This is a genomic window from Stenotrophomonas chelatiphaga, assembly GCF_032054965.1.
Taxonomy (GTDB): Bacteria; Pseudomonadota; Gammaproteobacteria; order Xanthomonadales; family Xanthomonadaceae; genus Stenotrophomonas; species Stenotrophomonas chelatiphaga.
Genome location: NZ_DAMBRS010000002.1, coordinates 1 through 18364 on the forward strand (window position 1 = coordinate 1; position 18364 = coordinate 18364).

17 protein-coding genes are annotated in these 18364 nt (G+C 67.8%); 10 read left to right on the forward strand and 7 right to left on the reverse strand.

Annotated features, from left to right (window positions below):
• Nucleotides 1-128: 128 nt before the first annotated feature.
• The 7 genes from pepQ to rph form a co-directional block, all read right to left on the reverse strand.
• Nucleotides 129-1460, reverse strand: a complete 1332-nt coding sequence (gene pepQ / locus RTX79_RS04565) for a Xaa-Pro dipeptidase (RefSeq protein WP_312682236.1) — start codon at nt 1458-1460, stop codon at nt 129-131.
• Between the two features lie 73 nt (nt 1461-1533).
• Nucleotides 1534-1896 carry a PilZ domain-containing protein gene (locus RTX79_RS04570; protein WP_312682238.1) on the reverse strand — a complete coding sequence of 121 codons (363 nt, stop codon included), beginning with the start codon at nt 1894-1896 and terminating at the stop codon, nt 1534-1536.
• A complete protein-coding gene (locus tag RTX79_RS04575; protein ID WP_428695956.1) occupies nt 1893-4325 on the reverse strand; it encodes a DUF1631 family protein in 2433 nt (810 codons plus the stop codon). Before RTX79_RS04575 ends, RTX79_RS04570 begins: the two co-directional genes overlap by 4 nt.
• Before the next feature lie 50 nt (nt 4326-4375).
• Nucleotides 4376-5608, reverse strand: a complete 1233-nt coding sequence (hemW, locus tag RTX79_RS04580; protein ID WP_312682242.1) for a radical SAM family heme chaperone HemW — start codon at nt 5606-5608, stop codon at nt 4376-4378.
• A gap of 9 nt (nt 5609-5617) precedes the next feature.
• Complete coding sequence (gene rdgB / locus RTX79_RS04585; protein WP_312682244.1) at nt 5618-6232, reverse strand: RdgB/HAM1 family non-canonical purine NTP pyrophosphatase; 615 nt, start codon at nt 6230-6232, stop codon at nt 5618-5620.
• On the reverse strand, nt 6232-6621 hold the full coding sequence (locus RTX79_RS04590) for a VOC family protein (protein ID WP_309683734.1): 390 nt from the start codon (nt 6619-6621) through the stop codon (nt 6232-6234). Before RTX79_RS04590 ends, rdgB begins: the two co-directional genes overlap by 1 nt.
• Nucleotides 6618-7343 carry a ribonuclease PH gene (gene rph, locus RTX79_RS04595; protein WP_057687514.1) on the reverse strand — a complete coding sequence of 242 codons (726 nt, stop codon included), beginning with the start codon at nt 7341-7343 and terminating at the stop codon, nt 6618-6620. Before rph ends, RTX79_RS04590 begins: the two co-directional genes overlap by 4 nt.
• A 119-nt stretch (nt 7344-7462) precedes the next feature.
• Between rph and RTX79_RS04600 the strand changes: the two genes are divergently transcribed.
• The 10 genes from RTX79_RS04600 to RTX79_RS04645 all read left to right on the forward strand — a co-directional run bounded on the left by RTX79_RS04600 (nt 7463) and on the right by RTX79_RS04645 (nt 18321).
• Complete coding sequence (locus RTX79_RS04600) at nt 7463-8323, forward strand: YicC/YloC family endoribonuclease (RefSeq protein ID WP_057687515.1); 861 nt, start codon at nt 7463-7465, stop codon at nt 8321-8323.
• Complete coding sequence (gene gmk, locus RTX79_RS04605; protein ID WP_309683741.1) at nt 8320-8985, forward strand: guanylate kinase; 666 nt, start codon at nt 8320-8322, stop codon at nt 8983-8985. The genes RTX79_RS04600 and gmk overlap by 4 nt, the downstream gene beginning before the upstream one ends.
• A gap of 110 nt (nt 8986-9095) precedes the next feature.
• Nucleotides 9096-9395 carry a DNA-directed RNA polymerase subunit omega gene (gene rpoZ / locus RTX79_RS04610; protein ID WP_042614409.1) on the forward strand — a complete coding sequence of 100 codons (300 nt, stop codon included), beginning with the start codon at nt 9096-9098 and terminating at the stop codon, nt 9393-9395.
• A gap of 102 nt (nt 9396-9497) precedes the next feature.
• Nucleotides 9498-11654: a RelA/SpoT family protein gene (locus RTX79_RS04615; RefSeq protein ID WP_312682253.1), complete on the forward strand. Its 2157-nt coding sequence runs from the start codon at nt 9498-9500 to the stop codon at nt 11652-11654.
• Between the two features lie 110 nt (nt 11655-11764).
• Nucleotides 11765-12151 (forward strand): RidA family protein, encoded by a 387-nt coding sequence (locus RTX79_RS04620; RefSeq protein ID WP_057687518.1) that lies wholly within the window; start codon nt 11765-11767, stop codon nt 12149-12151.
• 7 nt (nt 12152-12158) lie between these two features.
• Nucleotides 12159-14267 (forward strand): ATP-dependent DNA helicase RecG, encoded by a 2109-nt coding sequence (gene recG, locus RTX79_RS04625; protein WP_185000325.1) that lies wholly within the window; start codon nt 12159-12161, stop codon nt 14265-14267.
• A gap of 409 nt (nt 14268-14676) precedes the next feature.
• Nucleotides 14677-15612, forward strand: coding sequence for a nucleoside hydrolase (locus tag RTX79_RS04630; protein WP_312682256.1), 936 nt, complete (start codon nt 14677-14679; stop codon nt 15610-15612).
• A gap of 116 nt (nt 15613-15728) precedes the next feature.
• On the forward strand, nt 15729-15971 hold the full coding sequence (locus RTX79_RS04635; protein WP_057687495.1) for a type B 50S ribosomal protein L31: 243 nt from the start codon (nt 15729-15731) through the stop codon (nt 15969-15971).
• Nucleotides 15972-16216: 245 nt separating this feature from the next.
• Complete coding sequence (locus RTX79_RS04640) at nt 16217-17536, forward strand: citrate synthase (RefSeq protein ID WP_276540900.1); 1320 nt, start codon at nt 16217-16219, stop codon at nt 17534-17536.
• Between the two features lie 272 nt (nt 17537-17808).
• The gene (locus tag RTX79_RS04645) at nt 17809-18321 is read left to right on the forward strand and encodes a CS1 type fimbrial major subunit (RefSeq protein WP_312682259.1); all 513 of its coding nucleotides are present in this window, start codon (nt 17809-17811) and stop codon (nt 18319-18321) included.
• The last annotated feature ends 43 nt before the right edge of the window (nt 18322-18364 follow it).

Genomic DNA, 18364 nt, shown 5'->3' on the forward strand with positions numbered 1-18364 from the left:
GGGCGGGGGCGTTGAGCGCCATGGATGGCGCGAAACGAGGCCCGCAGGAGCGGCTGTTGCCGTCCCCCGACCAGCCCCACCGCCCGGCCCACCCCAGCTTCAGCCTGAAAGCCACCCGCGAGGCGGTCTCACCCGTTCGCCAGCGCAAACTCCGGCCGCGTCAGGTTGTCCGCCTCGCCATCGGTGCACAGCACTTCGTCCTCGATCCGGATCCCGCCATAGGGACGGAAGAAATCGACGCGCTCCCAGTCGATGCTGGCGCCATGCCCGGCCTGCTTCACTTCGTCCAGCAGCATGTCGATGAAGTACAGGCCCGGTTCGATGGTCACCACCATGCCCGGCTCCAGCACGCGGGTCAGGCGCAGGTAGGGATGGCCGTCCGGGCGCTCGATCCGGCCACCGGCATCGCCCGCCGCGAAGCCCGCCACGTCGTGGACCTGCAGGCCGATCAGGTGGCCGATGCCGTGCGGGAAGAAGGCCGCGCTGACCCCGGTTTCCAGCGCGGTCTGCGGCGATACCTTGAGCACGCCGAAGTCCTTCAGCACGCCCATCAGCGACAGGTGCGCGTCCACGTGCAGCTGCTTGTAGTCGAAGCCGGCGCGTACCGCGGCACACATCCGCTGCTGGGCAGCGTCGACCGCGCCGATCATCGCGGCGAACTCGTCGTGGCCGTGCGCCGCGTAGGTGCGGGTGATGTCGCTGGCGTAGCCGAGCGCGCTGGCGCCGGCGTCGATCAGGAAGCTGCGCAGTGGCTGCGGCGCGGTGCGGCCGAGTTCGGTGTAATGCAGGACGGCGGCATGTTCGTTCAGCGCCACGATGTTGCCGTACGGCAGTTCGTTGGCATCCTGGCCGACCGCCGCGCAGTACGCCATGTGGATGGAAAACTCATCGGCACCGTTGCGGAAGGCGGCTTCTGCAGCGCGGTGGCCGCGCACGCCCAGCACCTGTGCCTGGCGCATCAGCGAGATCTCGTAAGGCGTCTTGCAGGCGCGGTGGTATTCCAGGTAATCCACCACCGGCGCCGGGTTGTTGGGTGCCCACTCGCCCAGTGTGCTCTGCGGCTCGCCCAGCACGGCGCAGCGCGAACGGTCACGCGGCAGCAGCGCCAGCGCTTCTTCCGGCTTGCGGATGACCTGGATGTCGAAGTGCTCCACCCACCAGCCACTCGGTGCGTCGGGCACCACGTGCCAGTAGTCGAAGGGCTGGTGGAAGATCACCGTGGGACGCTTGCCCGGGGTGAACACCAGCCAGCTGTGCGGCACCCGGGTCAGCGGCAGCCACGCCTTGAACTGCGGATTCACCGCATACGGATAATCGCGGTCGTCGAACAGGTGGTAGTGCAGGGTGCCGCTGGGAACCACCAGATGGTCGAAGCCGCCGCGCGCCAGCGCTGTTTCGGCCCGCCGGCAAAGCACGGCCAGGTGGTCGGGATAAAGGGCGCCGGGGTCGTGCTGGATCATCGCGGTGACTCGCTGGAAAACAGCCCTTGATTGTGCCGCAAGCGCCGCGCGGCTGCTGTGCCGGAACCGGCGCTCAGAGCGCCGGAGATTCCTGTCCGATCCATCCGCGCAGCAGTTCGCGGTGTTCGCGCGAGAGGGTGATGAAGCGGAAACCGGCCCAGGCCTGTCCGGCCACGTGCGCCGGGTCGGCCCACAGCAGGTGCACGCCGACGTCGATCGGCGCGGCGTGGCCGTCAGCCAGTGGCAGGGTGAACTGCAGCTGGTACAGCGCGTCTTCGCGCAGGGGCACGGAGGCCAGCATCAGCATGCCGGTCTCGGAGAGGTTGCCGAGACGGCCGACCACGCGTTCGGCGATCTGGTCGGTCACCGGCACCAGGTCGGCCACGTTGCGGCGCGGCGCGCGGCGGGTGTCGGGGTTTTCGTCGGCTACGCTCATGCGGCTTCCCCTTGTTCGGCGCCGGCCAGCGAGCGCAGCGTGCGCAGGGTGGCCTGCCACGCGCGATCGATCAGGCGTCCCTTGTCTTCGGTGACGACGCGGGCCTGCTCCAGTGCCATCAGCCGCGCCAGCGTATCCAGCGTGTACTCGGCCACTTTCTGCCCGCGCGGGTTGACGAACAGCGCGTGTTCGGTGACCAGGCTGTACCAGGACAGGCGTTGTCGGTGCAGGTCACCCTGCTGGTTGCTGATGAACTCGAACCAGGTGCCGAACGGCAGCGTGCGCAGCTGCCGGTAGCAGTCTTCTTCAACGGGGCTGCGCGCCAGCGGTGCAAGCCGGCGGGTGTCATGGGCTTCGGCCTGCTCGCCCAGCCGGGTACGCGCCTTCAGGCGCGCCGTCAGCTCGGTCCGTGAGGTGCTGTCGTCCTCGCCGCCGGGAGTGGACAGGCGGCGGGCGATCGCGCGGGCTTCGTCGTGGTGGCAGCCGATCTGCAGGACGGCTGCCTCGACCTCGTCGAACAGGGCGTCATCGGCAGCGTGCCCGTTGCCGGGCGGTTGCGCGGTGACCGCGGTGATGCGCGCGGTCTGCTGCAAGCGCTGCTGCCACAGTGCGGAGTCTTCGCCGTGGCGCAGCTGGGTCAGGGTCAGCACGTCGGCCCATGCCTGGCGCAGCAGCGTCTGCACGAAGCGCGGCGGAGGGTCCTGCGCGCAGGCCTGTTCAATCAGCGCGGCAGCCTGCTGGCGTGCGACCTCCAGCCGCTCCTTGCCGCGCGCGGCTTCCACGTGGCGGCGTTCGGCCAGTTCAGCCTTGTGCGCAGCGGCGCGGAAGTGCTGCTGTACCTCTTCGTTGGCGGCGGCGAACACGGCCGGATCGTCGTGGTACTGCGCCACCACCGTGTCCACCGTGCGCTCCAGTTTCTGCACCAGCTGCGGGTCCAGGTCATCGTCCTGCAGGCCACTGGCGCCCAGTTCGGCGATGGTGTTGAGCAGCTCGCGCGCCGGGTGTTCATCGCGCACGAAGAAGCCCGGGTCGGCCAGCGCGGCGCGTGCCAGCGGCACCTGCAGCCTGCCGACCAGGTCGTTGCCTGTGGTCTGCGGGCGCTGCTCCTGGCGGATCTGCTGGAACAACAGGCCGAGCAGGTCCAGCGTGTCGCCATCCTTGACCGTCAGCGCCGCCTGCTCGCCGTGTTCGGCGCGCAGCTGGGTCAGCAGGGCGGTCTGCAGGTCGGACATGCTGCGTGAGGTGGCGCCGCCGGCGATGCGTGCCTGCAGCTGCCCGAGGATCGCATCGACCATCGCGCTGGGCACGGCGTTGGCATCGGGCGCAGCCCCCGGCACGGCGCGTTCGTCTGCCATGGCAGCGCCCGGCAGCGGCGCCTCCAGGCCGGGCGTTGGTGCCGCGCCGGCGGCCATCGCATGCCGCGCCCCGGCCAGCAGTTCGTGCAGTGCGCTCATCGCCGGCGCTGCCAGATCCACCACCGGGGCGGCTGTCGCCAGCTGATCCTGCGTACCGGCGGGCAGCGGCGGCGGGTGCGCGCCGGCCGGCGCGGGATGCCCGCCGAGTTCGGCCTGCATCATCGCCGACCAGGAACTGGCCGCGTTGCTGCTGGCCCCGTTCCAGCTGGTGACCGGCGTGGTGTGGGCGCGTGCGCCCCCGGCCTGGCTGCGTCCCGGCTGGGTGACGATCCGGCGGGTTGCCGCCGAGCGCGCCAGGTACGGGGTATAGACCAGTCCGGGCAGCACGCCTTCGTGGCCGAGCAGCACGTTGGTGCGCTCCAGCAGCTCGCCCAGCCGCTCCAGCACCTGGCGTTCGAAGCTGCGGTACAGCGCCAGCTGGGCTTCCAGTTCCAGCCCGGCTTCGTCACCGATCCGGCGCACGATGCCGCATAGCAGGGTTGGGCCGAACGGTACGTGCTCGGCATCCAGCGCCGGCGCGGCGGCCAGCACCGCCAGCCGCTGTCCGAGCAGCTGCAGTGCGTTGGCCGAGCGCAGCATTTCGCGCCGCATGATCTCGTTGAGCACGATGTCGCGGTCGATGTCGGTGTCGTTGACCAGGGTCAGCGCGGACATCGACGGGCGTTGCGGCTCCACCGCCACCGGTGCTTCGCCGGGCGGGGCGAACAGCGCGGCCAGCGCCTGCGCCAGCTGTTCCAGGAAGCGTTGGCTGAAGCCTTCGGCGAAGGGATGGATCTGCCTGGCCTGCGCGAACAGGTCGGCCTGCACCTGGCTGTTGCGGGCGCGCTCGGCCTCGCGCAGCAGTTCGCGCTCCAGCTCCACTACGGTCAGCGTCAACGGCGCGGTCAACGACTGCCGCGACAGTGCCAGCAGGGCACCCAGCAGCCGACGCACCCGCGGTGGGGCATCCACCGCAGCGAAGCGCGCGGTGTCCTCGGGCATCGGCGGAGGCGAGGAGGGCATGGGGCTGGGCATCCGTTTTCCCGGGGTCGGGCTCGGAATCTACCGTGTCGGGCGGGGCCGCGCTACTCGCCCAGGAACAGCTCCACCACGTCGTTGGTGAAGCGCCGACCCAGCTCGGTCGGTCGCAGCAGCACCTCGCCGTGGTCGTGGCCGTCCGCGCCCGCACAGCCATGGTCGTCGCAGCCATGCCCGTGATCGTGGCCCTCGTCCACGCGCTCCAGCCAACCGCGCTGCAGCGCCTGCTGCAGCGGTGCGTCGATGGCCGTGGCGGCAAGGCCGGTGCGCGACTGGAAATCGCGCAGGCTGAAGCCTTCGTGCAGGCGCAGCAGGTTGAGCATGTATTCGAACGGCAGCCGGTCCGCGGCGATGATGTCATCGCCGCCGAAGCTGGCGGTGGTGCCGGCGGCATCCATGTACGCCTGCGGATGCTTGAGCTTCCAGCGCCGGCGTACGTTCTGCTCGGCCCCGGAGCTGATCTTGCCGTGCGCACCGGCACCGATGCCCAGGTAGTCGCCGAAGCGCCAGTAATTCAGGTTGTGCGCGCTCTGCCGGCCCGACCGGGCATAGGCACTGACCTCGTACTGGTCGAAGCCGGCCTGCGCCAGCAGGGCCTGGCAGTGTTCCTGCATGTCCCAGGCGCTGTCTTCGTCCGGGATGCCCTGTGGCGGACGGGCGAAGAACACCGTGTTCGGTTCCAGCGTGAGCTGGTAGTGCGAAAGGTGCGCGGGATGCAGCGCGAACGCACGCTCCAGGTCATGCTCTGCGGCGGCCAGGGTCTGGCCGGGCAGGGCGTACATCAGGTCGATGTTGAAATTGTCGAAGCCCGCATCCTGGGCCATCTTCACCGCGCGCTCGGCTTCGGCGCTGTCATGGATACGGCCCAACCGCTTGAGCGCGTCGTCATTGAAGGTCTGGATGCCGAAGCTGAGCCGGTTGACGCCCGCCGCACGGTACCCATCGAAACGGCCGTGTTCGGTCGTGCCCGGATTGGTCTCCAGGGTGACTTCGGCATTCGGCGCGAAGCGCAGCCGCGCCGAGGCCTGCTGCAGGAAACGGTCGATCGCTTCGGCCGGGAACAGGCTGGGCGTGCCGCCGCCGAAGAACACGCTGTGCACCACCCGGCCCCATACCAGCGGCAGGTCCTGGTCCAGGTCGCGCACCAGCGCATCGACGTAGGCATCGAAGGGCAGTTCGCCCTTGGCCTGGTGCGAGTTGAAATCGCAGTACGGGCATTTGCGCACGCACCACGGCAGGTGCACGTAGAGCGACAGCGGTGGCGGGATCAGGGCGGGCATCGGGGTCGGTTACAGGGAGATCGTGGACAGCCGCTGCTTCAGCTGCTGCAGGGCCAGCGCACGGTGGCTGAGCGTGTTCTTCAGGGCCGGTTCCATTTCCGCGGCGGTCAGGCCATGGCGAGGGTCCAGGAACACCGGGTTGTAGCCGAATCCGTTGTGCCCGCGCGGGGCCTCCAGGATCACCCCTTCCCAGCTGCCTTCGCAGACCAGCGGCTGCGGATCGGCGGCGTGGCGCAGCAGCACGATCACCGCGAAGAAGCGTGCGGTGCGTTGTTGCGCCGGCACGCCGTGCAGTTCGGCCAGCAGCTTTGCAGTGTTGGCCGCATCGTCGGTGGGGCTGCCGGCGTAGCGCGCGCTGTACAGGCCCGGCGCACCCCCCAGCGTGTCGACGATCAGTCCCGAATCATCGGCCAGCGCGGGCAGGCCGCTGGCCTGGCAGGCCGCCCGCGCCTTGATCAGCGCGTTTTCCACGAAGGTCAGGCCGGTCTCCGGCACATCGCCGACGCCGGCGTCGGCGGCCGACAGGATCCGCAGCGGCAGGTCGGCCAGCATCGCCTGCATTTCCTTCAGCTTGCCGGCGTTGTGGCTGGCAAGCACCAGCCGGGAGGTGTCAGCGAGGTTCATCAGGCCAGCTCCAGCAGGTCCCAGGTGTTGCCGTACAGGTCGCGGAACACCGCCACGGTGGCATAGGGTTCCCTGCGCGGTGCTTCGAGGAACTCCACCCCGGCGGCCAGCATCGCGGCGTGGTCACGCGCGAAGTCATCGGTCTCCAGGAAGAAGCCGACCCGTCCGCCGGTCTGGTCGCCGATCCGCGCGGCCTGCACGTCCGAACTGGCGCGCGCCAGCAGCAGCCCGGCGGCGCCGTCGGCGGCCGGGGACACCACCACCCAGCGCTTGCCGCTGCCCTGGTCGATGTCCTGCTGCAGGTGGAAGCCGAGCGCGCCGGTGAACCAGGCAATGGCACGGTCGTAGTCGTCCACCAGCAAGGTGGTCAGGGCCAGCCGGCGATTCATGCGCCCAGTGCCGCCTGCTGTGCCGCCAGCAGTTCGCGCACGCCCTTGTCGGCCAGCGCCAGCAGCGCATCCAGTTCGTCGCGACGGAACGCGTGGCCTTCGGCGGTGCCCTGCAGTTCGATGAAGCCGCCGCCATCGTTCATGACGACATTCATGTCGGTGTCGCAGTCGCTGTCTTCGGCGTAGTCCAGGTCCAGCACCGGAGTGCCGCGGTAGACGCCCACCGATACCGCCGCCACCGCGCCGATGATCGGGTTGCGCTTGATGTCACCGCGCTTGAGCAGCAGGTTCACCGCATCGGCCAGGGCCACGTAGGCGCCGGTGATGGCTGCGGTGCGGGTGCCGCCGTCGGCCTGCAGCACGTCGCAGTCCAGGGTGATGGTGCGCTCGCCCAGCGCGTTGCGGTCCACGCACGCACGCAGGCTGCGGCCGATCAGGCGCTGGATTTCCAGCGTGCGGCCGCCCTGCTTGCCACGCGCCGCTTCGCGGTCGCTGCGGGTGTGGGTGGCGCGCGGCAGCATGCCGTACTCGGCGGTGACCCAGCCTTCGCCCTTGCCACGCAGGAAGCCCGGTACCCGGTTTTCCACGGTGGCGGTGCACAGCACGCGGGTTTCGCCGAAGCAGACCAGCACCGAGCCTTCGGCGTGACGGGTGAAACCGCGTTGGAGGGTGACCTGGCGCATCTGGTCGGGCTGGCGGCCACTGGGGCGGGTATCGGACATGGCGGGGTACCGTTGGAGCGAGGGAACGGGTCCATGCCCGCGCCGGGGAGGGGCAGGCAGGAGGCTCGAATGAAGCCGCTAGGGTACCATTCCCTCTTTGGGAGCATCTGGAAAACCCCATGATCCGAAGCATGACCGCCTACGCCGGTGGCGAGCGCGCCACCGCCTGGGGCACGCTGGGCTGCGAGCTGCGCTCGGTGAACCACCGGTTCCTCGAAGTCGGCACCCGCCTGCCGGAGGAACTGCGCGCGCTGGAACCGCAGCTGCGTGAACGCATCGCCGCACGCCTGAGCCGCGGCAAGCTGGACCTGGTGATGCGTCTGCGTACCCCGGAAACGTCAGCCAGCCTGCAGGTCAACGATGTCCTGTTGGGCCAGCTGGGCCAGCTGGCGCACCGGCTGACGTCCGACTTCCCGAACCTGCAGGTCAGCTTCACCGACCTGCTGCAGCTGCCCGGCGTGATGCAGGGCGAAGCCACCGATGCCACCGCCCTGCAGGCCGAGGCGCTGGCCCTTCTGGAGCAGACCCTGGATGGCTTCATCGCCGGCCGCGAACGCGAAGGCGACAAGCTGGCAACCGCGATCAGTGAACGGGTGGATGCGATCGAGCGTATCGCCGCTGAAGTGCGCACCCTGATTCCCGCCATCCGCGAAGGCCAGCGGGTCAAGCTGGCCGCGCGCCTGGCCGACCTGCCGCACCCGGTGGATCCGGGCCGCGCCGAGCAGGAACTGGTGATGTGGCTGCAGAAGCTGGACGTGGATGAAGAGCTGGACCGCCTGGGCAGCCATATCGTGGAAATCCGCCGCGTGCTGAAGCAGCGCGATCCGGTCGGGCGCCGGCTGGACTTCCTGCTGCAGGAGTTCAACCGCGAAGCCAATACGCTGGGCTCCAAATCCGTGGACAGCCGCACCTCCAGTGCCGCGGTGGAACTGAAAGTGCTGATCGACCAGATCCGCGAACAGGTACAGAACATCGAATGAGCATCCAACCTTCCCCGGCCGGCACGCCCGCGCGCGGCACGCTGTACATCGTTGCCGCGCCCTCCGGTGCCGGCAAGAGCAGCATCGTCAACGCCACCCTGGCGCGCGACCCGCAGATCGCGCTGTCGATCTCGTTCACCTCGCGGGCCACGCGTCCGGGCGAGATCAACGGCGAGCACTACCATTTCGTCAGCGCGACCGAGTTCGAGGCCATGATCGCCGCCGGCGATTTCTTCGAACACGCCTGGGTGCACGGCGACTGGAAGGGCACCGCCCGGCAATCGGTGGAACCGCAGCTGGCCGCCGGCCAGGACGTGCTGCTGGAAATCGACTGGCAGGGGGCGCAGCAGGTGCGCCAGCTGGTGCCCGGCACGGTGACGGTGTTCATCCTGCCGCCGTCCAGGCAGGCGCTGCAGGACCGCATGCGCAAGCGCGGCCAGGACAGCGAGGCGGTGATCAGCCAGCGCCTGTCGGCCGCACGCGAGGAAATGCTGCACTTCAACGACTTCGACTACGTCATCGTCAACGAGATCTTCGACACCGCGGTGGATGAGCTGTGTGCCATCTTCACCGCCAGCCGGCTGCGCCGCGAAGCGCAGAAGGTCCGCCATGCGGGGCTGATCCAGGCCCTTTTGACCGCTGATCCGTCTGCAACTGACTGATTGCAAAAGGAACAGGGAGGGGTTGGCTTGATTTTGTCCAGCCCCTGCCCTTACACTCCGTCCCCTTTCCCTCATTCGACTGAGCGGCCGACCGGTCGCCGGGAGCCCGTATGGCCCGCATCACCGTAGAAGATTGCCTGGAAGTCGTTAACAACCGTTTCGAGCTGGTCATGATGGCGTCCAAGCGCGCCCGCCAGCTTGCCAACGGCGTGCAGGCCACGCTGGACAACAGCGAAACCGAAGACAAGCCGACCGTGCTGGCGCTGCGCGAGATCGCCGCCCGTCGCATCGACAACGCGCTGATCGACGAAGTCGAGAAGGCCGAGCGCGAGCGTGCCGAACGGGAAGCGCTGGAATGGGCTGCCGCCGAAGTGGTCGCCGACGAAGACATGTCCAAGAACGACGACTGAGTCCCGTCGACGCCCTTGGCCAGATGCGAAACAGCCCGCCGCAAGCGGGCTGTTTCGCATTCAGGATTTGCTGAAATTGTGACGCTGGCATAGGCTTCGGCCATGAACCCAGGCCCCACTGCCAAGGTAGCCGCGCCGTCACGCGCGGACGTACCCGATTACGTCCTTCAACTCGAGCGCGCAGCGCACTACCTGCCGCCGGAGCAGCTGCCACTGCTGCGCCGTGCCTGGGAAGTGGGCGCCGCTGCGCATGCGGGGCAGACCCGCAAGTCCGGTGAACCCTACATCACCCACCCGGTTGCCGTGGCACAGGTGCTGGCCGAACTGGGCCTGGACATGGAAGCGCTGATCGCCGCGATCCTGCACGACACCATCGAAGACACGCCGCTGACCCGCGAAGAGCTGGCCGCAGAGTTCGGTGAGCCGGTGGCCGAACTGGTCGACGGGGTCACCAAGCTGGACAAGCTGAAGTTCCGCGACCGCCAGGAAGCGGCCGCGGAGAGTTTCCGCAAGATGCTGCTGGCGATGTCGCGCGACCTGCGCGTGATCATGATCAAGCTCGCCGACCGCCTGCACAACATGCGCACCCTGGGCGCGCAGAGCAGCGAGGCGCGTGCCCGGATCGCGCGCGAAACGCTGGAAATCTATGCGCCCATCGCGCAGCGGCTGGGCATGAGCCTGGTCAAGAGCGAACTGCAGAACCTCGGTTTCAAGGCACTGTACCCGTGGCGCCATGCGATCCTGGAAAAGCACATCCGCAGCCAGCCGGTCGTGCGCCGCGAAGCGATGGCACAGGTGGAAGTGCAGCTCAGCCAGCGGCTGGCCAAGGAAGGGCTGGAACATCGGCTGGTCAGCCGGATCAAGACCCCGTGGAGCATCTACAACAAGATGCACGACGAGAACAAATCCTTCGACCAGGTCATGGATGTCTTCGGTTTCCGCCTGGTGGTGCGCAGCGTGCCCAACGCCTACCACGCGCTGGGTGCCGTGCATGCCGCGTTCAAGCCGCTGGACGGGCGCTTCCGCGACTTCATCGCCATTCCCAAGGCCAACGGCTACCAGTCGCTGCACACGGTGCTGTTCGGCCCCTACGGCTCGCCGATCGAGGTGCAGATCCGCACCGAGGAAATGGACCTGATCGCCGAACGCGGCGTGGCCGCGCACTGGACCTACAAGTTCGGCGGCGACACCCCCAACAGTGCGCAGAGCCGGGCCCATGCGTGGATCGTCGAACTGATCGATTCGCAGCGCGCCGCCGGTTCGTCGCTGGAATTCCTGGACAACGTCAAGGTCGACCTGTTCCCGGACGAGGTCTACCTGTTCACGCCGAAGGGCAAGATCATGGCGCTGCCGCGCAATGCGACCGCGCTGGACTTCGCCTACGCGGTGCATACCGACGTCGGCAACACCGCGGTGGCCTCGCGCGTGGACAAGAAGCTGGTGCCGCTGCGCACCAAGCTGGTCAGCGGACAAACGGTGGAGATCATCACCGCGCGTTCGGCCACGCCCAAGCCGCAGTGGCTGGAATTCGTGGTCACCAGCAAGGCGCGTACGGCGATCCGCCACCAGCTCAAGCAGCTGGAACACGAAGATGCCGTGCAGCTGGGCCACCGCATGCTGGATCGCGCGCTGGAGGCGATGGATTCGTCGCTGGAGCGGCTGCCGAAGGGGCGGCTGGATGCGTTCCTGGCCGAGCACCGTTACCCGCGCCTGGAGGCCCTGCTGGCCGAAGTGGCGCTGGGCAACTGGATGCCGACCCAGGCCGCGCAGGCGCTGATGGCCTATGCCGAACTGCGCGGCGGTGCACGCCACCATTCGCAGGAAAAGATCCTGATCAACGGCAGCGAACGCGGCGTGGTCACCTTCGCCAACTGCTGCCAGCCGATTCCGGGCGATGAGATCATGGGGTACCACACCGCCGGCAAGGGCATCGTGGTGCACCGGATGGACTGTCCCAACCTTGCCGAGCTGCGCAAGTCGCCGGAGCGCTGGGTGCCGATCGGCTGGGATTCGTCGGTATCCGGTGACTACGACACCTCGCTGGTGGTCGAAGTGGAGAACGGCACCGGCGTGCTGGCGCAGCTGGCTGCGGCGATCGCGCAGAGCCAGTCCAACATCGAACGCGTGGACTACCTGGACCGCGACTTCAACGCCGCCGTGCTGGCCTTCAACGTGCAGGTGCGCGACCGCAACCACCTGGCCGAGGTCATGCGCAGGCTTCGCCGCCTGTCGGTGGTGCAGTCGGTCCGCCGCCAGTAACCGGCAGGGGCAGGCAGGGGTCAGGTTCCTTTTCCGCGGGAAAAGGAACCTGACCCCGTGCCGCGAGCCGGTACAATGAGGGCTCTGTTTTTCCTGATACCGGAGCACCCATGACCCGCCAGATCATCAACACCGAAAAGGCCCCCGCTGCCATCGGTCCTTACTCGCAGGCCGTGCGCGCCGGCAACACCGTGTACTTCTCCGGCCAGATCCCGCTGGACCCGGCCACCGGTGACATCGTCGGCGCCGGTGACGTGGAAGCCCAGGCCCGCCGTGCCTTCGACAACCTCAAGGCGGTGGCCGAAGAAGCCGGCGGCTCGCTCGACCAGATCGTCCGCCTGGGCCTGTACCTGACCGACCTGGCCGAGTTCGCCAAGGTCAACGCCGTCATGCAGGACTACTTCAAGGCGCCGTTCCCGGCGCGTTCGACCATCGAAGTCTCCGGCCTGCCGAAGGGCGCCAACTTCGAAGTCGATGCGGTGATGGTCATCGGCTGAACCCTGCGTGGCACGCAAGGCCGCCGCCCCTGCACTGGCCCCGTCCGGTGAAGCCTCGCTGGCGATGCTGGCCGGGGTCGGTCCGGCCGTGGCCGGCAAGCTGCAGGCGCGTGGCCTGGGCACGCTGCAGGACCTGTGGCTGCACCTGCCGCTGCGTTATGAAGACCGGACCCGGCTGACCCTGATCGAAGACCTGCGTTCCGGCGTTCCGGCGCAGGTCGAAGGCCGGGTGATGGCGGTGGAGCGCGGCATGCGCTACCGGCCGATGCTGAAGGTCGCCATCGAAGACGAAGGGCGCGGCACGCTGGTGCTGCGCTTCTTCCATTTCCGCCAGCAGCAGGTCGGGCAGTTCGCGGTCGGCAACCGCCTGCGCTGCTTCGGGACCCCGCGCCCGGGCCAGCTTGGCCTGGAAATCGTCCATCCCAGTTACCAGGTACTGGGGCGGCTGGACGACCCGGCGCTGGGGGACCGGCTTGATCCGGTGTATCCGGCGGTGGAAGGCGTTGGCCCGGCGACCATGCGCAAGCTGATCCTGCAGGCGCTGGAGCGCTTGCCGGACGAATCCCTGCTGGAGCTGCTGCCGCCGGGATGGCTGGATGGCCTGGGCCTGCCATCGCTGCGCAGCGCACTGCTGACCGTGCACCAGCCGCCGCAGGATGCGGATCTTTCCGCGCTGGCCAACGGCATCCATCCCGCACAGCGCCGGCTGGCGCTGGAAGAACTGCTCGCCCACCACCTGAGCCTGCGCCGCCAGCGCATCGCCCTGCAGGCCCATCATGCGCCGCCGCTGGCCGGGCCGGGAAAGCTGGCCAAGGCGCTGCTCAAGCAGCTGCCATTCGCGTTGACCGGCGCGCAGCAGCGCGTGTTCAAGCAGATCCGCGACGACCTCGCCCGGCCCAGCCCGATGCTGCGGCTGGTGCAGGGCGACGTGGGTTCGGGCAAGACCGTGGTGGCCGCGCTTGCCGCCATGCTGGCGGTGGAACAGGGCAAGCAGGTCGCGTTGGCCGCACCCACCGAACTGCTGGCCGAACAGCACCTCAACAACCTGCGCGGCTGGCTGGAACCGCTGGGCGTGCAGGTCGCCTGGCTGGCCGGCAAGGTCACCGGCAAGGCGCGCGCCAAGGTGCTTGCCGATGTGGCCAGCGGTGAGGCCAAGGTGGTGGTCGGCACGCATGCGTTGATGCAGGACGCGGTGGTGTTCCAGGACCTTGCGCTGGCCATCGTCGATGAGCAGCACCGCTTCGGCGTGCACCAGCGGCTGGCGCTGCGCGACAAGGGCGCAGGCGGCAACAGCGTGCCGCACCAGCTGGTGATGACCGCCACGCCGATCCCACGCACCCTGGCGATGTCCGAATATGCCGATCTGGATGTATCGGCGATCGATGAGCTGCCGCCCGGCCGCACGCCGGTGCAGACCGTCGCGCTCAATGCGGATCGTCGCCCCGAGCTGATCGAGCGCATCGCGCTGGCCTGCAGCGAAGGGCGCCAGGTGTACTGGGTCTGCACGCTGATCGAAGAAAGCGAGGAGCTCGATGCCACGCCGGCGCAGGCCACCTTCGAGTCGCTGCAGGCGCTGCTGCCCGGCGTGCGCGTGGGCCTGGTCCACGGTCGCCTGAAGGCTGCGGAAAAGCTGGCCACGATGGTGGCGTTCAAGGCTGGGCAGATCGACCTGCTGGTCGCCACCACGGTGATCGAAGTGGGCGTGGACGTGCCGAATGCCTCGCTGATGGTGATCGAGAACGCCGAGCGGCTCGGGCTGGCGCAGCTGCACCAGCTGCGCGGGCGGGTAGGGCGCGGATCGGCGGTATCGCGCTGCATGCTGCTGTACCAGACGCCGTTGTCGGCGATGGCGCGCGAGCGCCTGCAGACCATGCGCGAAACCAACGACGGCTTCGTCATCGCCGAAAAGGACCTGGAGCTGCGCGGCCCCGGCGAGCTGCTGGGTACCCGCCAGACCGGCCTGGCCGGCTTCCGCATCGCCGACCTGGCGCGCGATGCCAACCTGCTGCCGGACGTGCACGCACTGGCCGAACGGCTGCTGCAGGAGCAGCCCGGCCTGGCCGACCGCGTCGTTGACCGCTGGATCGGCACCGCCGTGCGTTACGCCTCGGCGTAAGCCGCTGCTGGAGGGGCCGGGCGGGAGGGGGTTGCAGGGGACGGCAACAGCCGACCGTTATGCCTCGGCCTGAGCCGGTAGCGCCGACCCAGGGGCGGTGGATGCTTCCCGCCATCGCGTCGCCTGACGCAGGCCGCGCTTCGCGCTCGCCGAGCGTGGCTCGGCGCTACCGCTCTTCTTCTTTTTTCCGGGACCGACGCGGTCGCAGACGATCAGGGCCGGGCGGGAGGGGTTTGCAGGGGCGTTGAGCGCCAGGGATGGCGCGAAACGAGGCCCGCAGGATGCGGCTGTTGCCGTCCCCTGCAAACCCCTCCCGCCCGGCCCCACCGGAAACGCGCCTCCTCATGCCCCTGTTGTATTTGCAGGCATCCCGGTGCGACACTCCGTTGCCGCTCAGAAGACGGCAACGATGACCCACAAGATCCCGCTGTTGATCGACACCGACCCCGGTGTGGACGACGCACTGGCCCTGCTGATGGCCTTCGCCGATACCCGCCACGAGGTGGTCGCGCTGACCATCGCCGCCGGCAACGTCGGCCTGGATTTCACCGTCCGCAACGCACTCAAGCTGTGTGAAGTGGTCGGCCGTGACGACGTCCCGGTGTTCGCCGGCAGCCCGGATCCGCTGCTGCATCCCTCGCTGGATGCCGCCCACGTGCACGGTCGCGACGGCTACGGCGATGTCGACCTGCCGCCTCCCACCCGCAGCGCCGAGGCCGAACACGCCGCGCTTGCGATCCTGCGCCTGTCGCACCAGTACCGCGGCGAGCTGATGCTGGTCATGCTCGGCCCGCTGACCAACCTGGCGCTGGCGCTCAAGCTCGATCCGACCCTGCCCACGCGCATCAAGCGCATCGTGGTGATGGGCGGGGCGGTCACCTGCCACGGCAACATCACCCCGGCGGCCGAGTTCAACATCGCCTTCGATCCGGAAGCCGCCCACGTGGTGTTCGGCGCGTTCGCGCACCTGCTGGTATCGGATTGGGAGGCGACCGTGGCCCACGGCTTGCCGCTGCAGCAGGCCGAACAGTGGCTGGCCGCCGATTCCGATCGCGCACGCTTCTACGAGCTGATCTCGCGCAAGACCCGTGCACTGTCGGAGGACAGCAAGGGCGGGCGCTGGTTCACCGCCGACGCGCTGGCGATGGCCTGGGCGCTGAACCCGGAAGGCCAGCTGCAGGTGGAGTCGCGTCCGGTGAACATCGAGCTGAACGGGACGTTCAGTCGCGGTGCGACCCTCGTCGACTGGAATCGCCAGACCGGCCAGCCGGACAACTGCACGCTGCTGATGGCGTATGACCAGGCCAGGTTCGAGGCCCTGGTCCGCCAGGCACTGGGCGCCTGACGGGCGCGGCGGCCGACGGCCCGCGCAGGCACGGCGCGGGTCGTGGTTGCCCCGGCGGCCGTCCGCCTTTATAATGCCGCTCTTGTGTTTCCCTTACCTATTTACGGTGTACGCCCATGAAGGACGATATCCATCCCGAGTACCGTGACGTCGTCTTCGAAGACGTCACCTCCGATTTCAAGATCCTGACCCGTTCGACCATGTCGGCGAAGGAAACCACCAAGTGGGAAGACGGTAACGAATACCCGCTGATCAAGGTGGAAATCTCCTCCTCGTCGCACCCGTTCTACACGGGCAAGCACAAGGTGATCGACACCTCCGGCCGTATCGACAAGTTCCAGAAGCGCTACGCGCGCTGATCCGTCGATCCATGCCTGGGCGAACGGCCGCGCATTGCGCGGCCGTTTGCTTTTCAGCGCTTCGATGCCCTGGCGTATGGTGGTGGAACGCTGCGTTCGGCGCGGGGCCTGCCCGGAGCGCCCGTGGGCGGTGGGCAGTCCTTATATGTCATCTACGACTTCCGTCTAACCCCCGGAAAATGCTGCTGTGCGATAATGGCGGGATCCGCGGCACAGGTCGTGGACGTCATTCACGTGCCTGACCAATGCGCTTGGGCAGGCGCCTTCCCCTTGAAGGAGCGCACACAGTGTCCGATCTTGATCAGGTCACGCTCAACGCCGGCGAAAAGTCGGTCGTTCTGCCGGTCATCAAACCCACTCTCGGCAACGACTGCGTCGACATTTCGAAGCTGACCAAGGAAACGGGGTACTTCACCTACGATTCCGGCTTCACTGCCACCGCAAGCTGCAAGTCGGCCATCACCTACATCGATGGCGACAAGGGCGTTCTGCTGTATCGCGGCTATCCGATCGAGCAGCTCTCGGAAAAGTCGAGCTATGTCGAAGTCGTCTACCTGCTGATCAACGGCGAGCGTCCCGACGCTGCCCAGTTGAAGGCATTCAACGAAGAGCTGGCCGCTGAAGCGACTGTCGATGCGTCGGTCAACACGCTGATCGGCAGCTTCGCCAAGGATGCCCATCCGATGGCGATCCTGACCGCGGCGATCGCGCAGCTGTCGGGCATCTACCACGCCTCGCTGGACCTGTCCGATGCCGAACAGCGCCGCAAGGCCGCCGTGCGCCTGATCGCCAAGGTGCCGACCCTGTCGGCGCTGATCTACCGCCACGGCAAGGGCCTGCCGGCCAACACGCCGGACACCTCGCTGGATTACGTCAGCCGCTTCCTGAAGCAGACCTTCGAATCGGCCGACGGCCAGTACGAGCTGAACCAGGACGTGGTCAAGGCGCTGGACCTGCTGTTCATCCTGCATGCCGACCACGAACAGAACGCCTCGACCTCGACCGTCCGCATGGTCGGCTCGACCGGCGCCAACCCGTATGCCTCGGTCGCCGCCGGCGTCACCGCACTGTGGGGTCCGGCCCACGGCGGTGCCAACGAAGCCGTGCTGAAGATGCTGGAAGAAATCGGTTCGGCCGACAACGTCGAGTCCGCCGTGGTCAAGGCCAAGGACAAGACCTCCGGCTTCCGCCTGATGGGCTTCGGCCATCGCGTGTACAAGAACTTCGACCCGCGCGCCAAGGTCATCGGTGTCATGACCGGCAAGGTGCTGGAACAGCTGGGCGTGCAGGATCCGCTGCTGGACGTGGCCGTCAAGCTGGAACAGGCCGCGCTGCAGGACGACTACTTCGTCGCCCGCAAGCTGTACCCGAACGTCGATTTCTACAGCGGCATCATCTACAAGGCGCTGCAGATCCCGACCGAGATGTTCACCGTCATGTTCGCCCTGGGCCGTACCTCCGGCTGGGTCGCGCACTGGCTGGAGCAGCAGGTCGATCCGGAAATGAAGATCGGCCGCCCGCGTCAGGTCTACACCGGTAGCGACGTGCGCGACTACCAGGGCTGATTCCGGGCATCCCTCTGTTGCATGAAACGCCCCGCCTTGCGGGGCGTTTTTTTTTGCCCGCGCTGTCAGAAAAGCGCCAGATCACATCCATACACGGTTGGCTGTTCTGTTCTTCAACGCAGTGCACAGATACGCTGTTGTCGTGACGTTTTTGAAGATTTCCTTACGTTCAAATCGCCGGACGCTGCCTATTCTCCTGCCGCCGCCAGCTTTCGCTGATGGCACGGCGCCAAATCGCTGACGCCGTCTATCGCAATCAAGGAGAGATAACCATGAAGACGCATTGCCGGAACGCCCTGTTGGCCCTTGCGCTTGCCGCTGCCTCCACCTCGGCCCATGCCGTGCAGGCCGATATCAAGATCTGGGCCGATGTCGATCCCACGCTGTCGCTGCTGCGTGCCGATGGAAGTGCACTGCCTGATGCAGTGGCGTTGACTTACCAGCCCCTCAGCGGCTTGTCGCCGTGGACCGAGCAGGTCCGCATCTTCTCCAACGACACCTCGAAGGATGTCAGCGTACGCCTGGGCAACGCCGCGGAACTGCGTCCGGTGGTCGCTGCCACTGGCGCCGCGCCGATACCGATGACGGTCCGCCTCAACGGCCGCCCGCTCGCGGTCTCCAACGCGGATTTCGACGCCAGCACGCTGTTCGATGGCGCACTGCCCGGCGCCTCGATTGCCATGCCGCTGGTGATCGAGCAGACCACCCGCGGGCCGATCACTGCCGCCGGTCTGTACGAGGGCCTGGTGAGCGTCGTTCTGGTCCAGAAGGCCGGCAGTCCATAACCAACCGCGCCGGCCCGTCCAGGGCCGGCCTTCGGGGATCCAA

Coding starts and splice junctions, on each gene's coding strand:
- RTX79_RS04600 (WP_057687515.1), top strand. CDS start 7,463: ATGATCCGAAGCATGACCGCCTACGCCGGTGGCGAGCGCGCCACCGCC.
- RTX79_RS04615 (WP_312682253.1), top strand. CDS start 9,498: ATGAACCCAGGCCCCACTGCCAAGGTAGCCGCGCCGTCACGCGCGGAC.
- RTX79_RS04620 (WP_057687518.1), top strand. CDS start 11,765: ATGACCCGCCAGATCATCAACACCGAAAAGGCCCCCGCTGCCATCGGT.
- RTX79_RS04635 (WP_057687495.1), top strand. CDS start 15,729: ATGAAGGACGATATCCATCCCGAGTACCGTGACGTCGTCTTCGAAGAC.
- RTX79_RS04590 (WP_309683734.1), bottom strand. CDS start 6,621: ATGAATCGCCGGCTGGCCCTGACCACCTTGCTGGTGGACGACTACGAC.
- pepQ (WP_312682236.1), bottom strand. CDS start 1,460: ATGATCCAGCACGACCCCGGCGCCCTTTATCCCGACCACCTGGCCGTG.
- rpoZ (WP_042614409.1), top strand. CDS start 9,096: ATGGCCCGCATCACCGTAGAAGATTGCCTGGAAGTCGTTAACAACCGT.
- rph (WP_057687514.1), bottom strand. CDS start 7,343: ATGTCCGATACCCGCCCCAGTGGCCGCCAGCCCGACCAGATGCGCCAG.
- hemW (WP_312682242.1), bottom strand. CDS start 5,608: ATGCCCGCCCTGATCCCGCCACCGCTGTCGCTCTACGTGCACCTGCCG.
- RTX79_RS04575 (WP_428695956.1), bottom strand. CDS start 4,325: ATGCCCAGCCCCATGCCCTCCTCGCCTCCGCCGATGCCCGAGGACACC.
- RTX79_RS04645 (WP_312682259.1), top strand. CDS start 17,809: ATGAAGACGCATTGCCGGAACGCCCTGTTGGCCCTTGCGCTTGCCGCT.
- RTX79_RS04640 (WP_276540900.1), top strand. CDS start 16,217: ATGCGCTTGGGCAGGCGCCTTCCCCTTGAAGGAGCGCACACAGTGTCC.
- rdgB (WP_312682244.1), bottom strand. CDS start 6,232: ATGAACCTCGCTGACACCTCCCGGCTGGTGCTTGCCAGCCACAACGCC.
- gmk (WP_309683741.1), top strand. CDS start 8,320: ATGAGCATCCAACCTTCCCCGGCCGGCACGCCCGCGCGCGGCACGCTG.
- RTX79_RS04570 (WP_312682238.1), bottom strand. CDS start 1,896: ATGAGCGTAGCCGACGAAAACCCCGACACCCGCCGCGCGCCGCGCCGC.
- RTX79_RS04630 (WP_312682256.1), top strand. CDS start 14,677: ATGACCCACAAGATCCCGCTGTTGATCGACACCGACCCCGGTGTGGAC.